This window comes from Bacillota bacterium, from assembly GCA_013314855.1.
GTDB lineage: Bacteria > Bacillota > Clostridia > Acetivibrionales > DUMC01 > Ch48.
This window is the reverse complement of the sequence record JABUEW010000030.1, coordinates 1-17,289: the sequence shown is the minus strand read 5'-3', so window position 1 is coordinate 17,289 and position 17,289 is coordinate 1. Positions and strand designations below refer to the sequence as shown.

Annotated in this window: 17 protein-coding genes, 1 tRNA gene and 1 pseudogene; 1 reads left to right on the top strand and 18 read right to left on the bottom strand. The window is 34.5% G+C overall.

All coding sequences use genetic code 11. The features are described from left to right. Positions 1 to 17 precede the first annotated feature (17 nt). Positions 18 to 104 (top strand) — tRNA-Leu (locus HPY74_07195). Between the two features lie 31 nt (positions 105 to 135). Here HPY74_07195 and HPY74_07190 read toward each other — a convergent pair. The 18 genes and pseudogenes from HPY74_07190 to trpS form a co-directional block, all read right to left on the bottom strand. Then, a complete protein-coding gene (locus tag HPY74_07190; GenBank protein NSW90448.1) occupies positions 136 to 903 on the bottom strand; it encodes a protein-glutamate O-methyltransferase CheR in 768 nt (255 codons plus the stop codon). A gap of 116 nt (positions 904 to 1,019) precedes the next feature. After that, on the bottom strand, positions 1,020 to 3,083 hold the full coding sequence (locus HPY74_07185) for a bifunctional 4-hydroxy-3-methylbut-2-enyl diphosphate reductase/30S ribosomal protein S1 (GenBank protein NSW90447.1): 2,064 nt from the start codon (positions 3,081 to 3,083) through the stop codon (positions 1,020 to 1,022). 1 nt (position 3,084) lies between these two features. After that, entirely contained in the window at positions 3,085 to 3,681 is a 597-nt protein-coding gene (locus HPY74_07180) for a 1-acyl-sn-glycerol-3-phosphate acyltransferase (GenBank protein NSW90446.1), read from the bottom strand. 18 nt (positions 3,682 to 3,699) lie between these two features. Then, entirely contained in the window at positions 3,700 to 4,374 is a 675-nt protein-coding gene (locus tag HPY74_07175) for a (d)CMP kinase (protein ID NSW90445.1), read from the bottom strand. 67 nt (positions 4,375 to 4,441) lie between these two features. Beyond that, on the bottom strand, positions 4,442 to 4,804 hold the full coding sequence (aroH, locus tag HPY74_07170; GenBank protein NSW90444.1) for a chorismate mutase: 363 nt from the start codon (positions 4,802 to 4,804) through the stop codon (positions 4,442 to 4,444). 78 nt (positions 4,805 to 4,882) lie between these two features. After that, on the bottom strand, positions 4,883 to 5,305 hold the full coding sequence (locus tag HPY74_07165; GenBank protein NSW90443.1) for a HutP family protein: 423 nt from the start codon (positions 5,303 to 5,305) through the stop codon (positions 4,883 to 4,885). Positions 5,306 to 5,426: 121 nt separating this feature from the next. Beyond that, positions 5,427 to 5,978: a hypothetical protein gene (locus tag HPY74_07160; GenBank protein ID NSW90442.1), complete on the bottom strand. Its 552-nt coding sequence runs from the start codon at positions 5,976 to 5,978 to the stop codon at positions 5,427 to 5,429. A gap of 134 nt (positions 5,979 to 6,112) precedes the next feature. Further along, positions 6,113 to 7,006, bottom strand: coding sequence for a MurR/RpiR family transcriptional regulator (locus HPY74_07155; protein ID NSW90441.1), 894 nt, complete (start codon positions 7,004 to 7,006; stop codon positions 6,113 to 6,115). A 121-nt stretch (positions 7,007 to 7,127) separates the two neighbouring features. Then, on the bottom strand, positions 7,128 to 8,525 hold the full coding sequence (locus HPY74_07150) for an oxaloacetate decarboxylase subunit alpha (GenBank protein ID NSW90440.1): 1,398 nt from the start codon (positions 8,523 to 8,525) through the stop codon (positions 7,128 to 7,130). A 40-nt stretch (positions 8,526 to 8,565) separates the two neighbouring features. Further along, positions 8,566 to 8,985 carry a biotin/lipoyl-binding protein gene (locus HPY74_07145; protein ID NSW90439.1) on the bottom strand — a complete coding sequence of 140 codons (420 nt, stop codon included), beginning with the start codon at positions 8,983 to 8,985 and terminating at the stop codon, positions 8,566 to 8,568. Positions 8,986 to 9,021: 36 nt separating this feature from the next. Further along, positions 9,022 to 10,572 carry a methylmalonyl-CoA carboxyltransferase gene (locus HPY74_07140; GenBank protein ID NSW90438.1) on the bottom strand — a complete coding sequence of 517 codons (1,551 nt, stop codon included), beginning with the start codon at positions 10,570 to 10,572 and terminating at the stop codon, positions 9,022 to 9,024. A 206-nt stretch (positions 10,573 to 10,778) separates the two neighbouring features. Further along, positions 10,779 to 11,648, bottom strand: coding sequence for an agmatinase (gene speB, locus HPY74_07135; GenBank protein NSW90437.1), 870 nt, complete (start codon positions 11,646 to 11,648; stop codon positions 10,779 to 10,781). Between the two features lie 56 nt (positions 11,649 to 11,704). Beyond that, on the bottom strand, positions 11,705 to 12,535 hold the full coding sequence (gene speE, locus HPY74_07130; GenBank protein ID NSW90436.1) for a polyamine aminopropyltransferase: 831 nt from the start codon (positions 12,533 to 12,535) through the stop codon (positions 11,705 to 11,707). Between the two features lie 129 nt (positions 12,536 to 12,664). Continuing rightward, positions 12,665 to 13,378: an rRNA pseudouridine synthase gene (locus HPY74_07125; protein ID NSW90435.1), complete on the bottom strand. Its 714-nt coding sequence runs from the start codon at positions 13,376 to 13,378 to the stop codon at positions 12,665 to 12,667. A 127-nt stretch (positions 13,379 to 13,505) separates the two neighbouring features. Then, the gene (gene ytfJ, locus HPY74_07120; GenBank protein ID NSW90434.1) at positions 13,506 to 13,970 is read right to left on the bottom strand and encodes a sporulation protein YtfJ; all 465 of its coding nucleotides are present in this window, start codon (positions 13,968 to 13,970) and stop codon (positions 13,506 to 13,508) included. Further along, a complete protein-coding gene (locus HPY74_07115; GenBank protein ID NSW90433.1) occupies positions 13,952 to 14,611 on the bottom strand; it encodes a DUF2953 domain-containing protein in 660 nt (219 codons plus the stop codon). Before HPY74_07115 ends, ytfJ begins: the two co-directional genes overlap by 19 nt. 613 nt (positions 14,612 to 15,224) lie before the next feature. Continuing rightward, positions 15,225 to 16,057, bottom strand: a pseudogene (locus HPY74_07110) (segregation/condensation protein A). A gap of 18 nt (positions 16,058 to 16,075) precedes the next feature. Further along, complete coding sequence (gene trpS / locus HPY74_07105) at positions 16,076 to 17,074, bottom strand: tryptophan--tRNA ligase (GenBank protein ID NSW90432.1); 999 nt, start codon at positions 17,072 to 17,074, stop codon at positions 16,076 to 16,078. Positions 17,075 to 17,289: the final 215 nt, after the last annotated feature.

Genomic DNA, 17,289 nt, shown 5'->3' with positions numbered 1-17,289 from the left:
ATATAATGGTTTTATATGCGAGAGTGGTGGAATTGGCAGACGCGCCAGATTCAGGTTCTGGTGGGAGCAATCCTGTGCAGGTTCAAGTCCTGTCTCTCGCACCAAGGCTTTCAGGGTTTTTCTTGAAAGCCTTTTCTATGTCTTCATATAGAAAAATGTCCTTACAGGTGTAAAATTGTACTTCCCCGGCATTATAATCTGCTCTGTACTTCCCACAAATAAGATTCCTCCGCTATTTAATGCCTGGCTTGCCTTTATATAAACTATATTTTTAGCTTCTTCAGTAAAATAAATAAGTACATTTCTGCACACAATCATGTCACAGTTTTGCGGATACAGGTCGCTTAGAAGATTTAGGCGGCTGAATTCCACACATTTTTTCAAGTCATCTTTTATTTTATAAAGCTCTCCTGTTTTTATGAAATATTTATCCAAATACTCTTTGGGTAATTTTTCCATACTTTTATAGACATATATGCCGGCTTTAGCTTTATCAATGGCCTCCTTATCGATATCAGTAGCAATTATTTTAATACTATTTAAAGGTATAAATTTGTTTAATATCATTGCCAAGGTATAAGGTTCATCTCCTGTTGAACAGGCAGCACTCCATATTTTCAGGTTAACCTTTTTACTTATCAATTGTGGAAGTATATCATTTTCCAATACTTCCCATTGCTCAGGATTTCTGTAAAATTCAGAAACATTGATGGTTAAATAGTTTATAAATTCATTATACAACTCCTTATTTGCTTTTAATGCTGAAAAGTAGTCATAATATCCATTAAATTTGTTTTTTCTAATTAGTGAATCAATTCTTCTTTTCATCTGTTTTTCTTTATAAAAGCTAAGATTAATACCGGTAATACTTAAAATCTCTTTTTTAAAATCCTCATATGTCATTTTGCCTTCCCCTTATAACAAAAAACACATCCATGCACTTTTTTACAATCTTCTTAAGAAATAGTGTTATAAAAAAAGCGTGCACAAATACACGCTTTTTCACTTTAAACCTAACTTTAACAGATTTCTGTTTTATTTAAATCCAAGTTCCCCAAAACCTCCCCGAGTTTTACCGACAGCTCCTCTTTATGCTCAGTGGGTGTTTCCTCATCTGTTTCTGCTTCATTTTCATTTTCTTTTTCTTTTTCGTCTTTGATGTTTTTTTCAACCGGATTTATGGGATTTACTTCCTTTATGCTTAAACCAATTTTTTTATTTTCCAGGTCCATTTCAATAATTTTTGCTTCAACTTTTTGACCAACTTTAAGGACATCATCCGGTTTTGCTATTCTTTTATTAGATATTTGTGAAATGTGTACCAAACCGTCTATGCTTTCTTCAATCTCTACAAAACAACCGAAAGGTACCAGGCGTACTACTGTTCCCTCTACTACATCACCAACCTTGTATTTTTTAGCTACCTTATTCCATGGGTTATCCTCAGGTTTTCTGTATCCCAGGGATATTTTTTTCTTTTCTTTATCATATTCCAGTACAGTAACTTCTACTTCCTCTCCTATATTTAGAACTTCAGATGGGTGTTTAATTTTGTACCAGGACAATTCTGAAAGGTGTATAAGACCGTCAACACCTCCAATATCTACAAATGCTCCAAAATTGGTAAGATTCCTTACTTTTCCAGTATATTTTTTCCCTACCTCAATAGAACTCCATAATTCATTGGAAAGGCGTTCTTTTTCTTCTTCAATTATTACTCTTTGCGACCCCACAACTCTATTTTTATTTCTATTAAATTCTATTATCCTTACACTTACCTGCTGCTTTATAAATTCATTGAGGTCCTTAACATATCTATCACTTACCTGGGAAGCGGGTACAAATATTCTTATTCCATGGGTTACCGCTATTATACCACCATTTACCACCTCAACAACAGTAGCTTTTACAGGTTGCCTGTTCTTGTAAGCTTCCTCCAGCATGTCCCAGCCTTTAATATAATCAACTTTTTTCTTTGAAAGCAATACATTTCCTTCTCCATCATTAACTTTTTCGATAAATACATCAATTTCCATACCCGGTTTAAATAATTGCTCAGGGTTAACATTCGGGTCAGCAGAAATCTCTTCAAAAGGAATAATACCATCGCTTTTATAGCCGAGGTCAATAAAAACTTCATTTTCCCCTATACTTATAACTTTACCCTTTACAACTTCTCCAGCCTTTAATCTTACCATAGAGCTCTCAAAAGCTTCCTTAAAACTCAATTCATTTTCCTGTTTATTTAATTTTTCCATTTTATTTAAAACCTCCTTAATAATCCAGTCTGGTGTCGAAGCCCCAGCAGTAATACCAACTTTTTTTATTTCTTTTATATTTACCGGCGGTAAGTCACCGGGAGTTTCAATTTTATAGGTCCTAGGACAATTCATTTTACATATTTCAAATAATTTTTGAGTATTGGAGCTATCTTTACCTCCTAAAACCAGCATCATGTCCACTTCTTTTGATAATTCTTCTGCTTCCTTTTGCCTTTTTGTTGTTGCATTACATATTGTATTCTGTTTTTCCATGTTTTTAAATTTAGTTTTTAATGTTTCAACAATTGATAACCAGTTTTCATAACTAAACGTAGTCTGGGCTGAAGCAAAAACTCTTTCATCACTATCTGGAAGATTGTACAGATCATTAACATTGTTTACTATAATTGCTTGATTGTTACACCATCCATTAATTCCTATGACTTCAGGGTGTTCTTTATCTCCTGCAATTATAATCTTATAACCTTCGTTATATTTATCTCTAACTAAATTGTGGATTTTTTTGACATAAGGACATGTCGCATCAACCAGTGTTAAACCTCTTTTCTCTATATCTTCATAAATAGCCTGACCAACTCCGTGAGCCCTTATTATAACATATGCCGGCGGTTCAATGCTATCTATATTGTCTACCGGTATAACTCCAAGGGTTTTAAGGTAATCTACCATAGGCTGGTTATGAATTATTGGTCCCAATGTATATATCTTTTTATCTGCATATTCAAGTAAATTAAAAATAGTTTTTATCGCATTGTTTACTCCGAAACAAAAACCGGCCGTTTTGGCAAGTATGATTTCCAATTCATTTTTCCTCCAATAAAGAATAAATCTTATTCATTATTTTCTGACTAATTGCTTTTAACTCATCCATTGTATATTTTTTCTTCTCTTCAAAATCAAGATAAAAAGGCTTACCATATATTACCCTTACCTTGCTGAACAGCCTGTAATTTCCCGATACTGCAACAGGGATAATAGGTGTCTTGATTTTTGTGGCAACCATGGCTACCCCGGGCTTAGGTTGTACTTTTTTTTTGTTTTTAAATCCTGTCCTTGTTCCTTCAGGGAGTATACCCACAATATGTCCTTCATTGATTAGCCTAATAGCTGTTTTAATAGATTCCACATCAGCTTTTCCTCTTTTGATGGGGAAAGCTCCAAGTTTGCGTAATATAAAAGCTAATATTGGATTCTTGAACAACTCCTCCTTTGCCATATAATGGACGACACGTTTTAATTTATACCCGATAAAAAACATATCCAATGTACCGGGATGATTGGCGCAAAGAATTGCTCCGCCTTTTAATGGTACATTCGAAATGCCAACAAGCTCTACTTTATAAAATAATTTAAAAATAATACTGGATAATAGTTTGAATAATGATACCATATCCCTCATCAATTACTCCTCGGTATTCTAAATATTTTTATATATATTCCTTATATAATTCAATATTTTATCGGCAACTTGTCCTATAGTCAAATTTGTTGTATCTATTTCAATTGCATCCTTAGCTTTCATTAAAGGTGCAAACTCTCTGCTGCTGTCATTTCTATCTCTATACTCAATTTCCTTTCTTATTTCTTCTAGCGATATATGGGTTATTCCTTTGGCAATAAGCTGGCTATATTTTCTTTTTGCCCTTTCTTCTATAGATGCCGTTAAAAATATTTTAACTTTTGCATCTGGAAGTACGTAAGTACCAATATCCCGTCCTTCCATAACAACACTGTTTCTCGAAGCAAATTCCCTCTGAAGTTCTGTCATTTTCAGCCTTACCTCAGGAATTACAGCTACATTTGAAGCCTCTACAGATATCTCCGGACTTCTAATAAGCTTGCTTACATCCTCTTTATCCAGTATCATGTGCTGCTCATTACCTTCAAATATCATCTCCATATCAATATTTTTAACAAGCTCAGATAGTTTATCCCTGTCTTTTGTATCTATTCCTTCCCTAATAGCTTTCACGGCAACAGTTCTATACATTGCACCTGTATCAAGATAAACTATTCCCAATATTTCAGCAATTATTTTTGCAATTGTACTTTTTCCAGCTCCTGCCGGCCCATCTATTGCTACGTTAATCATTAATAAGTATAACCTCCTATATCCTTATACGTTTATTATTTCGTTATGTATTATTTTATTATATTAATTATTCTGCAAATTCGGGCCTTAAAACCTTTGCCCCCTTTAAATATACATATTTTATTTTCCTATAGGTTTTTTTAGTATTTATATGCATTAATACCCGTATACACATCTGCAAACTACCGGGTACTTCCATCTCATTTGTACACATTAGTGCAATATCAGTCCAACCCATTTCCCTTGCTGCTACTGCAGGAAATGTTGCATTTATATCCCTTGTTGTTGAAAATATTATACTTATAATATCATCTTTTTCGATGTTATTTTCTTCAACCATTTTACGCAATAAATGCTTGGTTTCCTTTATTATTTCATCAACAGTATTCTCATCAATCGTTGTTGCACCTCTTATAGCCCGTACAGGCAAATTGATTCCTCCTTTATACCATACTTCGAAAATTTATATTTTATATTTAATATGTTTAATTTTAATATGACTCGGATATCATACAACCCTATGTCCCAGTCCTATAGCAACTTCATTTAAATGCAACAGTCCAATCCCAAAGAATATTGCTACGCTTATATGGTCTCCATGTCGGGCAATTCCAATTTTACCTCCAACATTTAGACCAATAGCCTTGGGCATGATTTGCGAAATAGCTTCACGTGTTGCCCCTGCAACAGCTCCTTCTTCAGAATGGCTGTTGCCTATAACACCCTCACGTTTTGAAGAAACTACGGCTCTTTCCACAATTTTCATAACCGAGTTTATAAATTCGCCTCCATAATCAACAGCTGCAGTACTTATTCCTATTTTCAAGAACTCCTGCTGAAGCTGTTTTTCTTCACGCCTGTCCGAAGTTAATGCAACTTTAATTGCCGCAACAGCTATTTCCTTACTGCCATACTGCCTTATATTTTCCATAATTAACACTTTCGACACCTTTCATTGTATAATTTATTGTGTGTCAAAATTACCCATCCATGATAGTTAGATTATCAACTAATTAAATATTATATAAGATTAAAATCTTAAAAACAATAAATTATTCTATTTTTACTTTAATTATTTTTTTAACTTCGGATTTTATACGGAACTTTTGGCCAAGGCAGTTCGTCTTTATATTGTCGCTCTTTGAAACAATTATTACATCAATATAATCATTTATTTCAGTACCATCAATTTCAATTACATCGCCATTCTTCACTTTTATTGTTTTTTCCCTGTTTAAAAAAGAATCCTTTTCATCTCCATTTACAAGAATTTTTACATCCTGCCCGAAACAATTGCCAATTAATTTAAGGGTTAACTCTCCATAACTATATAAAAACTCTTCACTTTTTAAGGGTACTCCTTCTATTCCTGTGTCCATAGTCATCTCTACCATTATAGTAGGTTTTGTAAGGGCTATTTGAGCTACAATCAACACAGTAAAAAATATTATGAAAGAAACAAATAGAATTTTTTCCACATTAATTCTTAATACTTTGCTTTTTATTTTTAAACTTTTTTGTTTTCTTTTACATTGATTAAATTGTTTAGAGTTCATTTTCCATGCCTCATTATTTATTCTTATTACCTTTATTATATTATTCAACAACTTATGCCGGCATTATACGCGGTGGAGAAAGTATAGAAAAAAGTATAGAAACAAGAATATAAAAAAATTCCGTTACCCGGAATATTTTCAATTAAACCATTAACATAATTATTATTTTTAGTTTAATTATGTTAATCAAATGGCGAATTACTAGTGTCATCATATTTTTCATATACCTGGTATTCATCCCATATTTTTTCTAATTTATTAAATATATCATATACTTCATCGTGTTTTTTCATTCCTATAGCTACAATTAGTGCATTTATTACGCTTAATGGGGCAACTAGGGAATCAGCAAAAGAAGCCATATCACTTCGGGCAATAAGAGAATAATGGGCAGAGGATGCTATTGGGGATTTTTTACTGTCGGTTATTGCTATTACTGTTGCCCCGGTATCTCTGGCAAATTGCATTGCTTTGATAGTCCTTTTTGAGTATCTGGGAAAACTAATTCCGATGACCACATCTCCCTCAGACGCTCTCACAATTTGCTCAAACATTTCACTAACGCTTGTTGTATGGACAAGCCTCACATTTGAGAATATTAGGTTAAAATAAAAACCAAGGAAACTTGCAAGAGAAGCAGAGCTTCTCACTCCCAATATATATATTCTATTTGCTCTTAAAATAGATTCTACAACATTATTAAACTCTTCCTGATCAATTTCTTCAAGGGTTAATTTAATTTTTTCCATATCTGATTGCAGTACACTTTTTAACACATTTTCCTCACTTAGCTTGCTTGAGGATATGGCTATTCTTTGTATGGAAGTTAATTTACTTTTCACCAGCTCCTGCAACATTTTTTGGAGCTGCGGATAACCATCAAATCCGATCTTTGTAGCAAATCTTACCACAGTAGATTCGCTAACGCCTACCACCTGGCCTAATTTTGAGGCAGTCATAAAAGCAGCTTTATCATAATTATTGATTATATAGTTGGCAATCATTTTTTGCCCTTTACTAAATTCAGTATACTTATTATGTATTTCTTTTAGCAAATCATGTTTTTGGTTATTCAACCTGATACCCTCCACTTGTGTAAGGGGACATGCCTGCTGGACTAAGAATATTACATTTTAATACTGGAATGTCCCCTTTTTGATACATGATTAATTTAATAATTATCATTACTTATATAACTTATATCGGATGGGTTTGATTTTCAAAATCAACCAGGTTACTGTCTATTTTATATTTTTTAGCCTGCCTATATTTAAAGTAATTTTCAGCTACCTGGGGGAACAGTGCATAAGATAAAATATCTTCCTCTTGTTCCATATATACCTTCATTTGATTTTTAATTTTGTCCAATTCAGGCTCTATAAGGTCAGCCGGCCTGCATGTTATAGGTTCTTCACCTTTTAGTATTAAATCTTGGATTTCTTTAGGTATTGGTGCAGGTGTCTTGCCGTATTCACCTTTAACTAGAGCTTTAGATTCTTTAGGAACCATTTTGTACCTTTCTCCGCTTATAACATTCAATACTGCCTGGGTACCAACTATCTGGCTTGTTGGAGTTACCAGGGGAGGATAACCAAAATCAGCCCTTACTCTCGGCACTTCCTTCAGGACTTCTTCAAACTTATTCTCCTGATTTGCCTGTTTAAGCTGTGATACAAGGTTGGAAAGCATGCCGCCGGGTACCTGGTACTTTAAAGTATTTACATCAACGCCCATAACCTTTATATCCAATAACTTATTTTCAATATATTTTTCCTTCAAAGGTTTAAAATAATCCGCAATTTCACTTAACAAATTAAGATCGTAATCCGTATCATATTGAGTATCTTTCAAAGTTGCAACAAGCGGTTCTGTAGGGGGCTGTGAAGTTCCCATAGCCAAAGGTGAAATAGCACAGTCTACAACATCAACTCCTGCTTCAATCGCCTTTAAATAAGTCATTGAAGCTACACCGCTGGTGTAATGGGTATGTAATTGTATGGGAACATTAACATTTTCTTTTAAAGCCTTAACCAAATCATATGCTGGATAAGGGAGTAACAGGCCTGCCATATCTTTTATACATATGGAATCTGCACCAAGGTCGACAAGGTCTTTCGCAACCTTAACAAAATGTTCCAGGTCATGCACAGGACTTATTGTATAACATACTGCCGCCTGCGCATGCCCTTTCTCTTTTTTGCACGCCTTTATTGCCGTCTCTATATTCCGTACATCATTCAAGGCATCAAATATGCGGACAATATCTATACCATTTGCTATCGCTTTCTGTACAAAGTATTCTACAACATCATCTGCATAATGCTTATATCCCAAAAGGTTTTGCCCCCTTAAAAGCATTTGCAGTTTTGTGCTCTTAACGCCCTTTCTAATAGTTCTTAATCTTTCCCACGGATCCTCTTGTAAAAACCTGAGAGACGCATCAAAGGTTGCACCGCCCCAACATTCCAGAGAATGATATCCTACCTTATCTAACTTTTCTATTATAGGAAGCATATCCTCTGTTTTCATTCTTGTTGCTATCAGGGACTGATGTGCATCTCTTAAAACTGTTTCAGTTATCTGGACCTTAGCCATCGCACAATCATCTCCTTTCACTCAGTTTCACTATATATGATTAACTTATGGACAAAAGTACATCTCCTGCATTAACAGAGGCTCCTTTTGAAACATTTATCGACGCAATTTTCCCGTCTTTTGGAGAAACAATTTCGTTTTCCATTTTCATAGCTTCAAGTATTAATAATACATCACCTTTTTTAACCGTATCACCTGTATTTACATTTACAGAAAGAATAACACCTGGCATTGGTGCATTAACAGTTTCAGCACCGGACGGTACTTCATTGCTAACCTTAGGGGCCTCGGTTTTAGGTGTTGCAGCCCCGGCTGCAGGCGAAACAGGTGCTGTTTTAACAGGAGAAGGGTTTACGCTCTTTATCTCCTGTATAACCTGTCCTTCTGTTCTATCCTGTCTTATTTCCTCTACCTCTACCTCATATTCATTTCCATTAACCTTTATTAAAAATTTTTTCATATCAAATCCCCCTAAACTGTAATTTATTTATAGTAATTATAAAGGTATATTGCCGTGTTTTTTTGGCGGCCTGTTTTCCCTTTTACCTGCAAGCATTTCAAGGGCACTTGCAACTATGGGCCTTGTTGCTGCAGGGTCAATTACATCATCCACAAATCCCCTGGCCGCTGCTACATAAGGATTAGAAAACTTATTGCGGTATTCCTCTATTTTTGCCTTTCTGGTAGCTACAGGGTCATCGGCTTCCGCAATTTCCTTCCTGAATATGATATTTGCTGCTCCTTCTGCTCCCATTACGGCTATTTCAGCTGTAGGCCATGCAAATACCATGTCCGCTCCCAAGGTCTTACTGTTCATTGCTATATATGCTCCTCCATAAGCCTTTCTCACAATAACATTAACCTTGGGTACTGTTGCTTCAGCAAAAGCATATAATAGTTTAGCACCATGCCTTATTATTCCGCTATGCTCCTGGCCTACCCCAGGCAAGAATGCAGGTACATCGGTAAATGTTACCAATGGAATATTGAAGGCATCACAGAACCTTACAAACCTGGCTGCCTTATCTGATGAATTAACATCCAGACTTCCTGCCATTACTTTTGGCTGGTTGGCAACTATGCCAATAGTCCTCCCGTTCATCCTTGCAAAACCAACTATAATGTTTTGAGCAAAATATTTATGTACTTCAAAAAAGTCTCCATTATCTACAACCCTTGTAATAACATCCATCATATCATAAGGCTTATTGGCTTCATCCGGAATTAAGTCAATCATATCCTCTGCAAGCCTGTTTAAATCGTCATCCGCAGTATACGAAGGAACACCGGAAAGGTTATTGTCAGGTAAAAAACTTATTAGTCTCCTAACATTTTTTATGCATTCTTCTTCTGATGGATATTTAAAGTGTGCTACACCGCTGATAGAATTGTGTACAGAAGCACCTCCCAGTTCCTCAAGAGATACATCCTCACCTGTTACTGCTTTAATAACCTGATTTCCTGTTATGTACATTTGTCCTTGATTTTCTACCATAAAAATAAAATCAGTTATAGCAGGAGAATAACATGCCCCACCTGCGCAGGGACCCATAATTAACGAAATTTGAGGAATAACTCCCGAAGCTAATGTGTTACGCAGGAATATGTCTCCATATCCGCTTAACGCGTTAATGCCTTCATGTATTCTGGCGCCACCCGAATCATTTATTGTTATAAATGGAGTTCCCATCTTCATTGCCATATCCATAACCTTAACTATTTTTCTTGCATGGGCTTCGCCAAGAGTACCGCCTATTACAGTAAAATCCTGGGCAGCTATATATACAGGACGGCCATCAATTGTACCATAACCTGTAACTACACCGTCACCCGGGACTTTCTTATTCTGCATACCGAAATCGACACTGCTGGTTTCTACAAACACATCCATTTCAACAAAACTATTTTCATCCAAAAGTATGTTGATCCTTTCCCTGGCTGTTTTCTTTCCTGCCTTGTGTTGCTTTTCTATAGCTTCCGGTCCCCCACCCAACTCTACCTTTGCTCGTTTTTCCTTAAGCTGGTTTATCTTGTCAACATTTGTCATTAAGCTACTCACCCCACCACATTCTTAATATTTTTAAACTTAATTATAATTAATATTTATTATAGTTTTGTTTATTTATCAATATTTATGCATTTTTATTTGTATGTTTTTGACACTTATTTAACAAATAGCATATACAGTTATTATAATCTATTATAAGACAATATGCAAACCTTATTTTTCGTTTCCCCTCAATTTTCCTTCAATTATTTAATTATTAACAATAGTTCCCTTATTATTTTAGCAGCAAGTAAAGCTGTCCTGTCAGAAAGGTCATAAACCGGCGACACCTCAACTACATCAGCACCTATAACATTCAGCCCCTTTAACAGGGTTATGGACTGAATTATTTCTCTTGAGCTTATGCCACCAGGTTCCGGAGTACCTGTGCCATTCGCATAAGCCGGATCTACCACATCTATATCAAGAGTTATATAAACAGGTCTTTTGTCAACTATTTTTATAACTTCCTCAAGGGGACGTAAAACATCATATTTATACAAATTGGTATTTTTCATAGCAAAATTGAATTCTTCCTCAGTGCCTGACCTTACCCCAAACTGAAAGATATTCTTCCCCGGCATAAAATCCGTTATTCTTCTAATAGCTGAAGCATGCGAGTTATTACACCCTATATAACCATCCCTTAAATCGGCATGAGCATCAAAGTGAAATACAATTAGATCATTGCCATATTTTTTATAAACCTGTTTTATTGCAGGAACACTTATAAGATGCTCTCCACCTATAAATAAGGGAATTTTATTATCCTTAAGTATCTCTTCTGCAGCTTCTTCAATTATTTTAAGACTTCCTTGGACATCTCCGAAAGGTAGTTCCAGATCGCCACAGTCAAAAAACGCGGTAGTACTGATACTCCTATTTAAATACAAACTATATTCTTCAAGTCCAACTGAAACTTCCCTTATTTTCTGGGGTCCAAACCTAGAACCGGGCTTAAAACTGGAAGTATAGTCCATTGGTACACCCACCATAATTACATCTGCATTATTATATTTTTCAACCGAAGCCATGAATCTTGTTCCAAGAGTAGAATTTCCGTCTTTTAAACTCATATTACTACCTCAAATACCATTTAGTTTGTTTTTTTATAGTTTATAATATACATAGCCTATAGTTTAATTATCTCAGATACAAACCTTGGAAGCTTAAATACTGCCTTATGAATTTCAGGGCAATAGTACCTTGTATTAATTAAAGGTAATAATGATGTATCAGTTTCCAGGGGGTCATATTTTTTCGACCCCATTGTAAAGCTCCAATAGCCGCTTGGGTAAGTAGGTATAGAGCATGTATATAACCTGGTAATTGGAAATACTGCTCTAACATCCGTAAAGACTTTTCTAATTAAATCTTTATGAAAAAAAGGAGACTCTGTTTGAGCAACAAATATACCATCAAGTTTTAATGCTTCATAAATGGACTTATAGAAGTCTAAGGTAAAAAGTCCTACCGCCGGTCCTACCGGATCTGTAGAGTCAATAATTATAATATCAAATTCATCCTTGTGTTCCTTGACATATTTTATACCATCGGTAAAATTAACTTCAACCCTGCTATCTTTCAAGCCGCAACTTATTTCCGGCAGAAATTCCATTGATACTTCAACAACCTGTCTATCAATTTCTGCAAGTATTACCTTTTGTACAGACTCATGCTTCAGAACCTCTCTGATTGCCCCTCCATCTCCTCCTCCAACGACCAATATATTCTTCGGATTTTTATGGGTAAATAGAGGTATATGGGTTATCATTTCATGATAAACAAATTCATCCTCTATCGTAGTCTGTACAGTACCGTCAAGCACCAACATCTTTCCGAATTGTTCCGTTTCAATTAATGCTAGTTCCTGATATTCTGTTTTTTCAGTAAAATAAGTTTTTTTAACCTTACATGTTAAACCCACTGCCGGGGTTTGATATTCTGTATACCAAAGCTCCATATACATATTCCTCCACTTTTGAAAGTATTATTTAAGAAGCAATGTTATTTATATTTCATAATTTTTAATATTTCATAATTTTTAATATATTTTAAAATGTAATTAATTATTTGTCAAAAGAAATTTTATCTAAAGGCTCATTAGCATTTCCACTTCTTCTTTAGTAAGATATCTCCATTGTCCTTCAGGTAATTTGCCTATACTTAAACTTCCGACGGCAATGCGCTTCAGTCTAATAACAGGATGTCCTATTGCTTCGCACATTTTCCTTACCTGGCGGTTTTTCCCTTCATGTATTGTTATTTCAAGAATACATGCATCGTTCTTTTTCTTTAATATTCGAAGTTTTGCGGGAGATGTTTTAAAGTTATCTATCCTAAGGCCGCTTTCAAATTTTTGAATTTCTTCGCTATTAAGGATTCCTTTAACTTCAGCAACATACACTTTTTTAATTTCATGCTTGGGATGTGTCAGTTTATATGCAAATTCACCATCATTTGTAAGCAATAAAAGGCCCGATGTATCATAGTCGAGCCTCCCTACAGGATAGATTCTTCCTTTTACTCCATTAACCAGGTCTAATACTGTTTTTCTGGAAAACTGATCTTTTACCGTACTTACGTACCCTTCAGGTTTATTAAGCATAATATAAACCTTTTTTTCTTCAAGGGAAATTCTTTTTCCGTCAACTTTTATACAGTCGCCTTCTCCTACAGGAAACCATGGTTCAAACACTACCTCTCCATTTACTTCAACTCTGCCCTGCCTGATTAATTCTTCAGCTTTCCTTCTTGATCTAACTCCGGATATAGCAATAAACTTTTGCAATCTAATTTTATACATGTAAAAACCCACCTACTTACCAACGCCTGCAATGAATTGCAGGGATTTTCGTTCTGCAATTAACATTGTAATGTACACTGTCAAATGGGTCAACATGTATTCTATAGAATTTCTCTTATACATTGGATCATTGTTTTTTATCCTGGTCGTTTTTTGAAGATAAATCTTTTTTTATTATAATTTTTTTCCTTACAGTTTCATTTAGTTTATTAATTAAGTCAGGGACAAGGTCAAGTATTTTGTCGACAGAAGAATTAAGGTTAACGGGAAGTAGCCTGATTTGGCCGTTTCCTACCACCATAAAAGCTACGGGATTAATACTTACACCTGCCCCGCTTCCCCCTGCAAAGGGGTATTTATTTTGTTCCCCACCGGCTTCATCGTCCATATAATCGGATTTACCTTTGTTAGCATGAGTAATTCCATATTCTCCGCCTCCTGCCGCAAAGCCGAATGCTACTCTTGAAATTGGAATAATTACAGTCCCGTCAGGGGCCTGGACTGCATCTCCTACTATTGTATTTACATCCACCATTTCCTTAATGCTTTCCATTGCTGTTGTCATCAGACTCTCTATTGGATGCTGTGCCATTTAAACCACCGCCTATCGTTAAATTCTTCTTTAATCTTTGTAATTAAAAATATTAGTCCTACCACTATAATATGGACAACTCTAATACTTATTATGCACAAAAAATCAATTTCTAACACTTCTTCCAAATAATTCGGCTTTATAAAAAAATACTTGTCCAATACTCTAAAATTATTTGAAATGAATGAATCTATATTCCCTAATAATGTCCAGATTACACCACTAATAATCCCTGTCTGAAATGCATCTTCTGTACCTGTTATAATGGATAGCCTAAATTTTTCAATTATAATTCTTTTATCAATTATTAAGTAGTTTTTAATCCTCTTGGTAAAATTACTATATTTTTTAATAATGTTTTTGATATGTTTATACCTATCATATAATTCTTTAATATCTATATGCTTTTCTTTTGTTTTTTCCTTATACCCTTTATATATCTTTATACTTCTGATTCCCAATTTCCATATATCAGCCATTGGGATTTCATATTCTAATTTAAATAGGCCTCCCAGGGAGGATAACCTTAATGAAATTTTATCATCTTCCCCTTTTTTGGAATAATCTAATAATACTTTAAATTTGGCTAAAAAAACCAATAATAATATAATAGTAAAAATAATGATAACCGGATAAATCATTACTACACCTCATCCGGTTATTGTATCCAAAAATAGGCATTTTAATCGTTAATATTATTTACACCTATTCTTGTTGTCCAATTTTTAAAATGTCGTCTATGTGAGGCAAATCTTCATAAGAATCGAATCCAAAACATCTTAAGAATTCTTCTGTCGTCTCATACAGGATAGGCTTCCCGGGGGAATCCATACGTCCTGCTTCTCTTATAAGGTTTCGTTCCATAAGTTTTGCTATTGCACTGTCGGAATTTACTCCTCTAATCTCATCAATTTTTGCTTTTGTAACAGGCCTGTTGTATGCAATAATAGCAAGGGTCTCATATGCTGCCTGTGATAATACTTGTTTTTGTCTGGGTTCAAAAAGCTTTTTCACGTATTTAAAATGCTCCAACTTTGTACATAACTGGTAACACCCATTTATTTCTCTTATCATGATTCCTCTACTCTTAGCTTCATAAATTTTTTTCATACCATCAATTATTTGTTTAACACATTTTTTGTCCAATTTCAAAATATCTGCAATTTTATCAGGTGCTAATGGATCTCCGGACACAAAAAGCAGACTTTCTATAATACCTTCAATTCTTTCATTAAACCCTTCATTATTATTAAGGTTTTGCTTAAAAATATTATTGTCAAAAATATTATTGTCAATATTAGTATTATTGTCCATATTTCAAACTACCGTCCTTGTTTTTTATTTAAACGCCTTACAAGGATATCAGAAAACTGCTTTTTTTGTTCAATTGTTGCTTTCCCTGTTTTAACGAGCACTAACAAAGCAAGAAAAGCTGTTACAATTTCAGTCAGAGATTTTCTGCCGGGAAAAAACAGCTTGGTAAAAACAAATTTCCCCTTACTTATCAATATTTGTTGTATTTGCTTCATTTTGCTTTTTATTGACACTTTTTCTTTTTGGAAAATTTGATCTATTTCTTCTGCTCTTTTGTTTAATTTATTCTGATGTTTACTTAATAGTTTTAAGTAAACATTTTTTAATGTTTCAGCAGATACTACCAGTTTATCATTAGAAGCTTCAATAGTATATATTTCAGGAGATTTATAGTATACTTTAGACCATTTCGCCTCAAGCTTTTGTAAATATAAAGAAATTTCCTTGTATTTTTTGTATTCTATTAGTTTTTCCGCCAGTTCATCCCGCGGATCCTGGCCTCCTGCTTCTGTTTCTCCTTCTTTTCTGGAGGGAAGAAGCATTCTGGACTTTATATGTAGTAAGTTGGCTGCCATTACAAGAAATTCGCTTGCCACCCCTAAATCCATTTTTTGCATGGAAAAAAGATAGGCCATATATTGATCGGTAATTTCACTAATTGGAATATCGTAAATATCAACCTTATTTTTTTCAATTAGATGAAATAACAAATCAAAAGGCCCTTCAAAATTTCCTACCTTTATTGTACAGGCATCGGATAAAGAACTTTTCATAATTCCTGACCCCCGTTATTATGCGTTATTTATCCAATCTATACCCATTACATTTCGAATTTCTTCCATCGTTTTTTGGGCAATTTTTTCTGCTTCTTGGTTACCTTCCTGAATAATTTCTTTAACATACTCTGGCTTATTTAAAAGCTCCTGTCTTTTTTCATATATAGGTGACAAGTATTCTACCATTTTTTTGGCTAGATTCCGTTTGCACTGGACGCATCCAATCTTCCCTTTTTTACACTGCTCTTCAACTTCATTTATATTTTCTTCGCTGAATACCTTATGGAATGCAAATACAGTACAAACTTCAGGATGACCGGGGTCATCTTTCCGTATCCTTTCAGGGTCTGTTATCATCATGCTTACTTTTTTTTGTACTACATCCGGGCTATCGGAAAGTGAGATTGTATTGCCATAGCTTTTACTCATTTTCTTTCCATCTATGCCGGGAAGTACCTTAGCTTTTGTCAATATGGGCTTTGGTTCCGGAAATACTTCTTTATAAATATAGTTAAACCTTCTTGCTATTTCTCTTGTTAACTCAAGATGAGGAAGTTGATCTTCACCTACAGGAACATAATTTGCCTTGTATATTAATATATCTGCTGCCTGCAAGCAAGGGTAACCTAAAAATCCATAAGTTGTAATGTTTTTATCTTTCATTTGTGCAATCTGGTCCTTATAGGTAGGACAACGAAATAGCCATGCCAATGGAGTTATCATCGAAAATAACAAGTGTAACTCCGCATGTTCTTTTATGGATGATTGCAAAAAAATGGTACATTTATTGGGGTCGAGACCTACACTCAGCCAATCTATAACAACATTTGTAATATTGGTTTTAAGTTCCGAGGTATCTTCATACCCTGTGGTCAATGCATGCCAATCAGCAATGAAAAATAAACATTTATACTCATCTTGTAGTTTAATCCAATTTTCGAGGGCACCAAAATAGTTCCCCAAATGGAGTAAGCCCGTAGGCCTCATTCCGCTAAGTATTATTTCATTTTTCACTTGTATATCACGCTCCTATATTGCTTCATAAAACTTTCTTTATTTTAACTTTGAATATATACCTTTGTCAACATTTTATAGCCAATGTCAGAGCTGAAGCATGAAAATTTTATTCTTATCCATTAATAGTGGCTGCGTTAGTAATTTTATCCAATTATATAATAATATTACATAAATTTAACCATACGTTTAAGTCATCGGATAACACTATAACC

Coding starts and splice junctions, on each gene's coding strand:
- HPY74_07190 (NSW90448.1), bottom strand. CDS start 903: ATGACATATGAGGATTTTAAAAAAGAGATTTTAAGTATTACCGGTATT.
- HPY74_07180 (NSW90446.1), bottom strand. CDS start 3,681: ATGAGGGATATGGTATCATTATTCAAACTATTATCCAGTATTATTTTT.
- HPY74_07175 (NSW90445.1), bottom strand. CDS start 4,374: ATGATTAACGTAGCAATAGATGGGCCGGCAGGAGCTGGAAAAAGTACA.
- HPY74_07165 (NSW90443.1), bottom strand. CDS start 5,305: ATGGAAAATATAAGGCAGTATGGCAGTAAGGAAATAGCTGTTGCGGCA.
- HPY74_07150 (NSW90440.1), bottom strand. CDS start 8,525: ATGGCTAAGGTCCAGATAACTGAAACAGTTTTAAGAGATGCACATCAG.
- HPY74_07145 (NSW90439.1), bottom strand. CDS start 8,985: ATGAAAAAATTTTTAATAAAGGTTAATGGAAATGAATATGAGGTAGAG.
- HPY74_07140 (NSW90438.1), bottom strand. CDS start 10,572: ATGACAAATGTTGACAAGATAAACCAGCTTAAGGAAAAACGAGCAAAG.
- speB (NSW90437.1), bottom strand. CDS start 11,648: ATGAGTTTAAAAGACGGAAATTCTACTCTTGGAACAAGATTCATGGCT.
- speE (NSW90436.1), bottom strand. CDS start 12,535: ATGGAGCTTTGGTATACAGAATATCAAACCCCGGCAGTGGGTTTAACA.
- HPY74_07125 (NSW90435.1), bottom strand. CDS start 13,378: ATGTATAAAATTAGATTGCAAAAGTTTATTGCTATATCCGGAGTTAGA.
- ytfJ (NSW90434.1), bottom strand. CDS start 13,970: ATGGCACAGCATCCAATAGAGAGTCTGATGACAACAGCAATGGAAAGC.
- HPY74_07115 (NSW90433.1), bottom strand. CDS start 14,611: ATGATTTATCCGGTTATCATTATTTTTACTATTATATTATTATTGGTT.